The 11,066-nt window shown below is 59.1% G+C and carries 10 protein-coding genes; 9 read left to right on the forward strand and 1 reads right to left on the reverse strand.

Translation table 11 applies throughout. From position 1 onward, the window contains the following. The first annotated feature begins 39 nt into the window (after nt 1-39). From JT718_RS13565 to JT718_RS13590, 6 genes are all read left to right on the forward strand, one after another. Nucleotides 40-1,008 (forward strand): NAD-dependent epimerase/dehydratase family protein, encoded by a 969-nt coding sequence (locus tag JT718_RS13565; protein ID WP_205503248.1) that lies wholly within the window; start codon nt 40-42, stop codon nt 1,006-1,008. Nucleotides 1,009-1,118: 110 nt separating this feature from the next. After that, nucleotides 1,119-2,501 carry a histidine--tRNA ligase gene (gene hisS / locus JT718_RS13570; protein ID WP_205503249.1) on the forward strand — a complete coding sequence of 461 codons (1,383 nt, stop codon included), beginning with the start codon at nt 1,119-1,121 and terminating at the stop codon, nt 2,499-2,501. Continuing rightward, nucleotides 2,501-4,006, forward strand: a complete 1,506-nt coding sequence (gene hutH / locus JT718_RS13575; RefSeq protein WP_205503250.1) for a histidine ammonia-lyase — start codon at nt 2,501-2,503, stop codon at nt 4,004-4,006. Before hisS ends, hutH begins: the two co-directional genes overlap by 1 nt. Nucleotides 4,007-4,035: 29 nt before the next feature. Then, on the forward strand, nt 4,036-5,643 hold the full coding sequence (locus JT718_RS13580) for a T9SS type B sorting domain-containing protein (RefSeq protein ID WP_205503251.1): 1,608 nt from the start codon (nt 4,036-4,038) through the stop codon (nt 5,641-5,643). 202 nt (nt 5,644-5,845) lie between these two features. After that, a complete protein-coding gene (locus JT718_RS13585; protein ID WP_205503252.1) occupies nt 5,846-6,181 on the forward strand; it encodes a YbaB/EbfC family nucleoid-associated protein in 336 nt (111 codons plus the stop codon). Beyond that, a complete protein-coding gene (locus tag JT718_RS13590; protein ID WP_240337089.1) occupies nt 6,171-7,223 on the forward strand; it encodes a glycosyltransferase family 2 protein in 1,053 nt (350 codons plus the stop codon). The genes JT718_RS13585 and JT718_RS13590 overlap by 11 nt, the downstream gene beginning before the upstream one ends. On the opposite strand, the gene JT718_RS13595 is transcribed toward JT718_RS13590, so the two are convergent. Beyond that, nucleotides 7,188-7,406 carry a PspC domain-containing protein gene (locus JT718_RS13595; protein WP_205503253.1) on the reverse strand — a complete coding sequence of 73 codons (219 nt, stop codon included), beginning with the start codon at nt 7,404-7,406 and terminating at the stop codon, nt 7,188-7,190. The genes JT718_RS13590 and JT718_RS13595 overlap by 36 nt on opposite strands. Before the next feature lie 204 nt (nt 7,407-7,610). On the opposite strand from JT718_RS13595, the gene JT718_RS13600 reads away from it, so the two are divergent. The 3 genes from JT718_RS13600 to JT718_RS13610 all read left to right on the forward strand — a co-directional run bounded on the left by JT718_RS13600 (nt 7,611) and on the right by JT718_RS13610 (nt 10,972). Then, on the forward strand, nt 7,611-9,317 hold the full coding sequence (locus JT718_RS13600) for a tetratricopeptide repeat protein (protein WP_205503254.1): 1,707 nt from the start codon (nt 7,611-7,613) through the stop codon (nt 9,315-9,317). A 146-nt stretch (nt 9,318-9,463) separates the two neighbouring features. Then, nucleotides 9,464-10,447, forward strand: coding sequence for a pyruvate dehydrogenase complex E1 component subunit beta (locus tag JT718_RS13605; RefSeq protein ID WP_205503255.1), 984 nt, complete (start codon nt 9,464-9,466; stop codon nt 10,445-10,447). Nucleotides 10,448-10,552: 105 nt separating this feature from the next. Beyond that, nucleotides 10,553-10,972, forward strand: coding sequence for a hypothetical protein (locus JT718_RS13610; protein ID WP_205503256.1), 420 nt, complete (start codon nt 10,553-10,555; stop codon nt 10,970-10,972). The last annotated feature ends 94 nt before the right edge of the window (nt 10,973-11,066 follow it).

Below are 11,066 nucleotides of genomic sequence, written 5' to 3' on the forward strand. Positions count from 1 at the left end.
TACCGACTTTTGCAGACCATAACTCTAGAGACTGTATTGATGTATTCATGCGTTATTTTCGGCGGGGCGGGCTACGTGGGACAACACCTGGCCCAGATGCTGCTCTCGTCTAACCGATTTTCGGCGGTGCACATCGCTGATTTGAACACTAAACTGACGTTCACGCATCCATCGCTCACGGTTTCCAGAACAGACGTGCAGGAGCCCATTCCGCTGGACCTCACGGACAAGACCCCTGACTGGATCTTTAACCTGGCTGCCATTCACCGTGAGCCGGGTCATCTGCCCCAGGAGTACTACGCCACCAACATCAAAGGAGCCCAGAACATCTGCGCGTACGCCACGGCCGTGGGGTGCCAGAACCTTTTCTTCACCAGCAGCATAGCGGTGTACGGGCCCACCATCAAGCCCACCGATGAAGACGCGGCGCTGGACGCCACCACGCCCTACGGGTTGTCCAAAAAAGCGGCCGAGGAGCTTCAGCTACAATGGCAGGCCGCCGTGCCGGGCCGCCGGTTGATCATTACCCGCCCCGGGGTGATCTACGGCCCCGGCGACCCGGGCAACATCATGCGCATGATCAAGGCCATCCGGAACGGGTACTTTGTTTTTCCGGGGTCCAAGAAAATCCGGAAGTCGTATGCCTACATCTATGGGTTCCTGGACAGCATCACCTTTATGATGGAGCAAAAGGACCCTGTGCTGATCTACAACTATGTAGAGACCCCCACAGAGTCCATCGGGCAGATTGCCCAGATCATCAAGGAGCACTATAAGTTAACGTCGCCTATCCTGGCCTTACCGTCGGGGGTGCTAGTTCCGGTGTCCAGGGTGCTGCAGGCGCTCCTGCGGGACAAGAACCCTGTGCATCCGGTGAGGGTGAAAAAAGCGGCCACGCCTACGCACATCATCCCCAAAAAACTGATGTCCATGGGGTTTAGGTTTCAGTATGACTTCAGGTCGTCCATTGAGCACTGGACCATGAACAGCCCCGGTGATTTTAGTTGAGTTTATTCTTAATTTTGAAACAGGCAGAACTTCTGCCTTCCACCTATTCTGTTGCCGCCGTCTGCCCCAACGCACTAAAGCCAGAGGCTGCCACCATAATCAACACCAGTATGAGCAAAGAAAAACCATCCATCCCCAAGGGCACCCGTGATTTCGGGCCGGCCACGGTGGTGAAACGCAATTATATTTTCTCAGTTATCAAGCGCACGTTTGAGAAGTTCGGGTTCCTGCCCCTGGAGACCCCGGCCATGGAGAACCTCTCGGTGCTCACCGGCAAGTACGGCGACGAGGGCGACCAACTCATCTTCAAAATCCTGAACTCGGGCGATTTCCTGAACAAGGTCACCCCTCAGGACCTGGAGCAGGGCTACAAGCCGCTCACCCGCAAAATCTCAGAGAAAGCCTTGCGTTACGACCTTACCGTGCCCTTCGCGCGGTACGTGGTCATGAACCGCAACGACATTGCCTTCCCCTTCAAGCGCTACCAGATTCAGCCGGTGTGGCGCGCCGACCGTCCGCAGCGGGGCCGTTACCGGGAGTTTTACCAGTGCGATGCCGACGTGGTGGGCACCAATTCGCTGCTCTGCGAGGCCGAGATCATCCTCATGATAGACGAGGTCCTGAGCACCCTGGGCCTGGAGGACTTCACCATCAAGTTTAACCACCGGGGCTTGCTGGCGGGCATTGCCGAAGCCATTGGCGCCTTCGGTCGCGAGGCCGACCTGTGCGTGGCCATTGACAAGCTGGACAAGATAGGCCCCGAGGCGGTGAATGAGGAGCTCCGCCAGAAAGGCATCTCAGCAGAGGCCGTGGCCCGGCTGCAGCCCATCCTGGGCCTCACCGGCGACGTGGCCGACCTGCTGCCCCAGTTGGACCAGCTGCTGCAAAATTCAGACGAAGGCAAACGCGGCCTCCAGGACATCCGCAGCATGCTGGCGTTTTTGCAGCATTTTTCCATAAAGAAGGCAAAAATAGCCCTGGACGTGACACTGGCTAGAGGCCTCTCTTACTACACCGGCTGCATCTTTGAGGTGAAGGTGAATAACGTGCAGATGGGCAGCATCAGCGGCGGCGGCCGCTACGACAACCTGACCGGGATGTTCGGGTTGCCGGGCGTCTCGGGCGTGGGCTTCTCGTTTGGCGTGGACCGCATCTTTGACGTGCTGGAAGAACTCCGGCTGTTCCCCAAGGACAGCCAGACCATTACCCAGGTGCTCATCTCCAACTTTGACGAAGAATCTATGCTGTACTCCCTGCCGGTGCTGCAGGCCCTGCGCGAAGTGGGCGTGTCGGCGGAGCTGTACCCAGAGCCCGCCAAGCTGAAGAAGCAGATGGCCTACGCCGACCAGAAACGGATTCCGTACGTGCTCCTGATTGGCTCTGAGGAAGTGGAGAGCGGTTTGCTGAACCTGCGCAACATGCGCACCGGCACCCAGAAGCGCCTCTCGCTCACCGATATCTTAACCCATTTACAGGATAACCCTACGGCATAATGGCGGGGCAGCACCTCATCACCCTTGATCCGCTCACTCTGCAGGAGATCAGGCAGCTCCTGCGGAACAAAGCCACCCTGGCCCTCTCCCCTGCCGTGGAGCAGGCCCTGGCCAGGAGCCACGCGTACCTGCACCAGCACCTGGCCGCTGGCCCCGCGCCGGTGTACGGCATCAACACCGGTTTTGGGGCGCTCTGCAACACCCCGGTTTCAGCGGAGCACCTGGAGACCCTGCAACGCAACTTGGTCATGTCCCACGCCTGCGGCACCGGCGACGAGGTGCCCGCCGAGGTGGTGAAGCTCATGTTGTTCCTGAAGGTGCAGTCCCTGGCGTACGGCTACAGCGGCGTGCAGCCGGCTACCGTACACCGTCTGCTCGCCTTCTTCAACCGCTACGTGTACCCCATTGTGTACCAGCAAGGTTCGCTGGGCGCCAGCGGCGACCTGGCTCCCCTGGCGCACCTGTGCCTGCCCCTGCTGGGCATGGGCGAGGTCCGGTTTCAGGAGTTTAAGCTGAAAGGGCACGAAATCTTGGACATCTTCAGCTGGGAACCCATCCGCCTGCAGGCGAAGGAAGGGCTAGCCCTGCTCAACGGCACCCAACTCATGACGGCGTACGGCGCCCTGGTCTGCCTGCGGGCCCGCCAGATTTCGGCCGCCGCCGATGTAGTGGCCGCGCTCTCCCTGGAAGCCTTTGACGGGCTCAGCACCCCGTTCCTGCCTCAGATCCACCGCGTGAGGCCCCACGAAGGGCAGGTGAAAACCGCCGCCCGCGTTTTGGGGCTACTTTCGGGCAGTGAGCTCCAAACCAGACCCAAGGCCCAGGTGCAGGACCCGTACTCGTTCCGGTGCGTGCCGCAGGTGCACGGCGCCAGCCTGGATGCCCTGGCGTACGCCGAAAAAGTGTTCACCACCGAGATCAACTCCGTTACCGACAACCCCAATATCTTCCCTGAGGAAGGACTGATCCTGTCGGGCGGCAACTTCCACGGGCAGCCTCTGGCCCTGGCGCTTGACTTCCTGAGCATCGCCCTGGCCGAGTGGGGCAGCATCTCGGAGCGCCGCACCTTCCAGTTGCTGTCGGGGCAGCGGGGCTTGCCGCAGTTCCTCATCCAGGAGCCCGGCCTGAACTCGGGTTTCATGATTCCGCAATACACGGCGGCCTCCATCGTTAGCCAGAATAAACAACTGTGCACCCCGGCCAGCGTAGACTCCATTGTTTCGTCCAACGGCCAGGAAGACCACGTGAGCATGGGCGCCAACGGGGCCGTGAAAGCGTACCAGGTGGTGCAGAACGTGGAGCGCATTCTGGCCATTGAGCTTATGGCTGCGGTGCAGGCCCTGGAGTTCCGGAGGCCCCTGCAAACCTCGCCCGCGCTGGAGAAAGTGGTGGCCGCGTACAGAAAAGTGGTGGCGCCGCTGGAGCAGGACCGGGTTTTACAGCCCGATATTGAAAAGAGCATCAGATTTATCCAGGATTTCCCCTTTGAGGACTTGATGGCGTGAGAAAACAGGTTGCCTTTCTGCTGGTTTGGATGAGTATTTGGGTAGGCTTTGGGGCCCAGGCCCAGGCCTTTCTGGCCTACAACCAGCAAAACCAACCCGTCACCACCTTCTGCGTAGGCGAACCCATCACGTTCAAAGACAATTCCGGCCGACCCAACGTAACGGAGTACTACGACTTTGACGCCCGCGACGGCGTAACCCCCGACCAACCACCCCGCCACGTGTTCACCACCCCGGGCACCTACACCGTTACCCAACTCACGGGAGTGGGCGTCCTTAACCAACGGGAATTTGAGGTGAAGGCCGCCGAGCCTGCCGCCGAGCCAGTACTCCAGCGGCTGACGGTGCAAGCCACTTCCATTTTAGTTCAGCTGCAAACCTCCGGCGTGAACGACCTGGTGGTGGAGCGGGCCACCGGTCCCTCGGGCACGTTCACGGCGGTGAAAACTTTGGCTGCCGTGCCGGCCGGGCAGAGCCAGCACCCCATTGACCTTGCCCCCACGGAGGGCTGCTACCGCGTACGGGTGACCAACGTCTGCTCGGGCCGCGAAGACATTGTTTCCAGCGTGGTGTGCGCCCAGGCGCTTACGGTGACGGCCGGTGATCGCCGGAACCAGCTCACGTGGCCCGCTAACCCCAGTGGCGGCGTGGCCAGTTACCAACTGCTCCGGGGCGGGCAGCCGTACCAGACCATACCGGGTTCCCAAACCAGTTTCACAGACCAGCAAGTGGCCTGCGGGCGCCAGTACACCTACCAGTTGGTGGCGGTGCTCGCCAACGGCGCGCAGAGCGCCTCCCCGTCGGTGCCGGTAGAAACCCAGGGCACCACGCCGCCCGCCGCTCCTTTTCTGGTGGCCAGCTTTGACCTCAATAACAAGGTGGTGCTAGAAACCGTGGTGCCCGCCCAGGAAACGTTCCGGGAGCAGGCCGTTTACCGCAGCCAGGCCGCCGGAGTTTACAGCCTGCTTCTGGAAAAACAGCCCCAAAACGCTGTAGACGGCACCGTGAACTCCCTTACCGCTCCCCTCTGCTACCAGGTGGCCTACACCGATTCGTGTAACCTGGGGTCGGGGCGCAGCAACGCGGCCTGCCCTTCGCTGCTGCGGGCCTCCCTGCAGGCAGACGGCAAAGTGCAGCTGGACTGGAGCCCCTACGAGGGCTTCCCGACGGGCGTGGAAAGCCAAACCCTGGAGTTGGTAGACGAGCAGGGCACCGTGTACTGGAGCACCCCGGTGACCGGCCAAGGCTACCTGGACGCCGAGCCGCAGACCCGTTTCCAGCGCTTGACCTACCGGTTGCGCTCCACTTCACAGAACGCCCAGTACCAGAGCTACTCCAACACGGCGGTGGTTGACCAGGCGTTCCAGTTCCACTTCCCCACGGCGTTCACCCCTAACCAGGACGGGCTCAACGACCTGTTCCGGCCAGTGGGCGCGCCGTTCGCCTCCAAGTTCACGCTGCAGGTGCTCAACCGCTGGGGCCAGATCATCTTTGAGAGCAAAGACCCGCAAGCGGGCTGGGACGGCCAACACAACGGCAAACCCGCCCCGCCCGAGACCTACCTCTACCGCCTGGAGGCTGTGGACGTGAACGGCAAACGCATCACCCAGAAAGGCACCATCACGCTCATCCGGTAACCGTTTAGGGCCTGTTTTCCGGAAAACCGCCCCTAAACCCAGATTTAATAGATTGGGTTTCCGGCCGCTTTCCTGAAAATCAGGCTTAAAATGGCGTTGCCAAAAATTGGCCCTGGTTCGGGTAAAATGCCTTACTTTTGGCCCTGGAACACAACCACAGAATCCGCGTTAAGCTGGATAGTACATAAAGAAAGGAGAAGCTATGTTTGACATGTTCGGGATGATGAACAAGGTGAAGGAGATGCAGGCCAAGATGAAAGAGGCCCAGGAGAATCTCAAGCACATCCGCGTATCGGCGGAAGCCGGGGCCGGCATGGTGAAGGCCACCGTGAGCGGCGAGCGTAAGCTGCTGAAACTGGAATTTGACGAGTCGCTCATGAACCCCAACGACAAGGAAATGCTGGCCGACCTGGTGGTGGCGGCCGTGAACAAGGCCATGGACGAGGCCAATGACCGCGCCCGCGAGGAAATGAAGAAGCACACTGAAGGCATGTTGCCCAACATTCCTGGTTTAGACCTCAGCAACTTTGGCTTATAATCAACCCACGGTGGCGGTGGTGATCCTGAACTGGAACGGCCGCCGCTGGCTGGAGCAATTTTTACCCTCGGTGCTGCAAAACAGCGGCGGGGCCCACGTAGTGGTGGCCGACAACGCCTCAACGGATGACTCGGTTTCGTTCCTGCAGCACCGGTTTCCGGAGGTTAGGCTCATCCGGTTCGCGGAGAACCTGGGCTTTTGCGAGGGGTACAATCAGGCCCTGAGGCAAGTGGAAGCCACGTATTACGTGCTGCTCAACTCAGACGTGGAGGTGACGCCCGGCTGGCTAGACCCTTTGGTGGAACTGCTGGAGGGCAACCCCGCCATTGCTGCCTGTCAGCCCAAGATCAAGTCGTTTCACCAACGCACCCATTTTGAGTATGCCGGGGCGGCGGGCGGTTTCCTGGATGCCTACGGCTATCCGTTCTGCCGCGGTCGCCTGTTTGACACCCTGGAGGAAGACAAGGGCCAGTACGATGACGTACGGCCGGTGTTCTGGGCCACCGGGGCTTGTTTGTTCATCAGGGCCAGCGCCTATTGGCAGGCGGGCGGGCTGGAGAAGCAGTTTTTCGCGCACATGGAGGAGATTGACCTGTGCTGGCGCCTGCAGAACCTGGGCCACCAGATTTACTACCACGGCGCTAGCACCGTGTACCACGTGGGCGGCGGCACCCTGCCCAAGTCAAACCCTAGAAAGACGTTCCTCAACTTCAGAAACGGAGCCGCGCTGCTCTACAAGAACCTGGCAGACGAAGAACTGAACCAAATTCTGTACCCGCGGCTGGTGCTGGACGGCGTGGCTGCCGTGCAGTTTTTCCTCAAGGGGGAATGGAAGGAAGTACAGGCCATCTGGAAGGCGCACCGCCAGTTCTTCGCCGGTAAGCGCTACTGGAACCAGAAAAGGAAGGAGAACTTAGTGAAGAAACGCACGGCCCAGCTCACCGGCTGGTACCCCAGGAGTGTGGTCTGGCAGTATTTTGTAAAAGGCAGAAAAGATTTTGCGGCCTTACACGTCCCAGACCGTGCTGCGCTCCCGGCGTAGGTGTTTTCTCACGTTGAGCCAGAAAGCCAGGACCAGGTACACCAACACCGGCGACCCGAACGTTAGGAAAGACAGATAGATAAAATACAGGCGGATGCTGCTGGTGGCAAATCCTAACTTTTCCCCTAAACTGGTACATACCCCAAAGGCCTGGGTTTCCAGGAAATGCTGTATATGTTTCATGGTTTGAAAAGTTAAAATCCTAAGATAAATAAATTTACAAAATCTGCCGTAACTTTCCCAGTAGAATTACTCCTGTGCGAGTGTGGTAACGTTGCTATACGTTAGTTGTTGTTATTAGATATGCCCAAATTTTCCCCGCGTCCTTACCCCCTTCTTGGCTTTTTTTCCGCAGTGGTCCTCTTTTCGGGCTGCACCCTTTCCAGAATGGCCCGCAAGGCCGAGAAAGAACAGGTAATCACGGTGCAGCCAGAGGTATTGATGGTGCGCGGCGATCAGGTACCGGTAGAGGTGCAGGCGCAATTGCCCAAAAACCTGCTCCGCGACGAGTACCGCTACGGCATCCGGATCTTCTACAAAGCCGACAAAGGCACCGAGGACCACGTGGGCTCCCTGGGCTTCGACTTCGGGAATTACAACTTTGTGGCGGGCAAGCCTACCATGCAGAGCTCTTTTGCTTTTCCGTACACGCCGTCCAAAATCAAGGGGCAGCTCATGGCCCAGGGCGTGGTATCAGACAAAAAAGGCCGCAAGAAGTACACCAAGCCCCAGGCCCTGGTGCCCGGCATCCTCACCACTCCCCACCTCATCCAGACGGTGCACGCCCCGGCCTACGCGGCCGAGGAGTTTAAGAACGAGGCCCCCGGCCCGCTGCGCTTCCCCATTTACTTTGACCAGGGGCTGGCCACGCTGCGGCACGGGCACGGCACCAACCTGCAGCTACTGGAGGAGTTTATCCTGTCTAACCAGAAAACCAGAAAAATAGAGATCCTGGCCACCCACTCGCCAGACCCCACCGAAACCACCACACGCAACCTGGCTGCCCGCAGGGCCGTGGCCGTGGAGCGCTTCATCAAGCAGAAGATGGAGGCCGAGGCGTACAACAACACCGTTTCCTCCATCAAGTTTGACCTGCAGACCCTGCAGAACAACTGGAAAGCCTTTCTAGGGCGGGTGCAGAACTCGGCCCTGCCCGAGGAGCAGGTACAGCAGATCCTGGACATTGTGAACGGTCCCGGCTCCTTCGCCCAGAAGGAAGAGCAGTTGCAGGCCCTGCCCTCCTATGAGTACCTGGAGATGTACGTGTACCCCGTGCTGCGCTACGCCGAGGTGACCGTTGACTTTCAGCCCAACCTGCGCCGCGACTACGAGATTTACCTGCTGGCCAAGAAAATAGTGGAGAACCGGGCCAACGCCGATGCCCTCACCGCCGACGAGATGCAGTACGCCGCCACCCTTACCCCGCTCCTGGCCGAAAAGCGCCGCATCTACGAGTCGGCGGTGGAGACGTACATGAACTGGCAGTCGTTAAATAACCTGGGCCTGGTGTTTTTTGAGCAGGCGCAGAAAGAACTCCGGCCCAAGGTGAAGAAAAGTCTGCTGGAGCAAGCCATCCTGAACCTGCGGTACGCCGCGCACCGCAACCCCTCGGCGCAGCTGTTCTACAACCTGGCGGTGGCGCACCACCAGCACGGCGATGCCCTGGAGGCGCTGCAGAGCTATGACTACGCCATCAGGCTGGGCGGTCCCCTGCCCGTGCTGCAGCAAGTGTTCACCGACAAAGCCGCCCTGGAACTGAGCCTGGGCCAGTATGACGATGCGGTGGGCAGCCTGGCCTACGCCGGCCCCGGCTACGCGGCGCAGTTCAACAAAACCCTGCTCTACTTCCTCAAGGAGAACTACGAAGGCGCCGCCGAACTGGGCCAGAAACTGCTGGAGCAATTCCCGCAGGACGCCAACGCCCATTACCTGATGGCCGTGATTGGCGCCCGCAGCCAGAACGAGGCCCTCATGGCCCAGCACCTGAAACTGGCCCTCAAGGCCAGGCCCGCCCTGGCCGGCAAAGCCATTGACGACCTGGAATTCAGGAAGTACCACCAAACGGCGGCGTTCGCAGAAGCCCTGAAGCGCTGATATTCCTGTTTTGGGGCCTTTTTCTCGTAAACGGCAAAGAATCAGCCTGCTTCCGCAGATACTTCGGCCAGATGGCAGATGCGTTTTTTTATTTGTACATCATGTCTTAATTTTACCCCTAAGATTAGACGTAGAAAATTCTTACTATGCGAACCATACAATTCAGAGAGGCATTGCGTGAGGCAATGAGCGAAGAAATGCGCCGCGACCCAAAGGTGTTCCTGATGGGCGAGGAAGTTGCCGAATACAACGGTGCCTACAAAGTGAGCCAGGGCATGCTGGACGAATTTGGCCCAGAGCGCGTGATTGACACCCCTATTGCTGAACTTGGCTTTGCCGGTATTGGCGTGGGTGCATCCATGAACGGCCTTCGCCCTATCATTGAGTTCATGACCTTCAACTTCTCCTTGGTGGCCATTGACCAGGTAATCAACTCTGCGGCTAAGATGATGTCCATGTCCGGGGGCCAGTACTCCTGTCCTATGGTGTTCAGAGGCCCTACCGGTAACGCCGGCATGCTGTCTTCCCAGCACTCGCAGAACTTTGAGAACTGGTACGCCAACACCCCGGGCCTCAAAGTGGTAGTGCCTTCTAACCCGTATGACGCCAAAGGCCTCCTGAAATCTGCCATCCGCGACAACGATCCGGTAATCTTCATGGAGTCTGAGCTGATGTACGGCGACAAGGGCGAAGTTCCGGAGGAAGAATACCTCATTCCCATCGGCGTAGCCGACACCAAGCGCAAAGGCAAAGACGTGACCATCGTTTCCTTCGGGAAAATGGTGAAGCTGGCCCTGCAGGCCGCCGAGGAACTGGCCAAGGACGGCGTAGAGGCCGAGGTGATTGACCTGCGCTCGGTTCGTCCTATCGACTACAATGCTATTATTGAGTCTGTGAAGCGTACCAACCGTCTGGTAGTGGTGGAAGAAGCGTGGCCGCTGGCCTCCATCTCTTCTGAGATTGCTTTCCACGTGCAGCACCAGGCGTTTGACTACCTGGATGCCCCGGTGAAACGCGTGACCAGCCGCGACGTTCCGCTTCCTTACGCGCCAACCCTCATTGAGGCTTCCCTGCCCAACGTGAAGCGCATCATCCAGGCCGTAAAAGAAGTGACTTACGCCAAAGCGTAGTTGTTTGCACAATAAATCACGGGAGCCGACCTTTATAGTAATGGTCGGCTCTTGCTTTTCAGGCTATTTTTAGCCTGGTTTCACCAAAAGAGCCCTAAAACAGGCATGATCCGGAAAATTGTAAAGGCGAACGTTTGGGCGGCGGTGCTGCTGCTGGCAGCGGGTACGGCCTGTACCCAGACCTCTCAACTGGAGGAGGTAGAGCTGCCCGTAGCTATTGAAGAGACCGTGGGTTTCCCCAAGGTGGCGGTAACGAAAGACACCACCCTGAACCTGAAAGTGCTGTACCGGCCCACCAACGGCTGCGGCCGCTTTTCCCGCGCCGACTCCCTGGTGGCCCCCCTGCAGACCACCCTGCGCCTCTTTGTGTCTTACCCCGCCGATGACCAGCAAGCCGTCTGCGCCGACCTGGCCCGGCCCGTTGCGTTCACTTTCCGCTTCAAGGCCACAGCCGTGGGCCGGCACCGCTTCCGGTTCTGGCAGGCTGACAACACCTACCTGGAAGAATACATTGACGTGAAATAAAAAGCGGGCGGTTTTCACCGTCCCCTAACAAGAACACCGGTCCCGTTTCGGGGCAGTTTCTCAGGAAACAGCCCCGAAACGGGACCGGTGCTTT

Source organism: Rufibacter psychrotolerans (genome assembly GCF_016924645.1).
Lineage (GTDB): Bacteria > Bacteroidota > Bacteroidia > Cytophagales > Hymenobacteraceae > Nibribacter > Nibribacter psychrotolerans.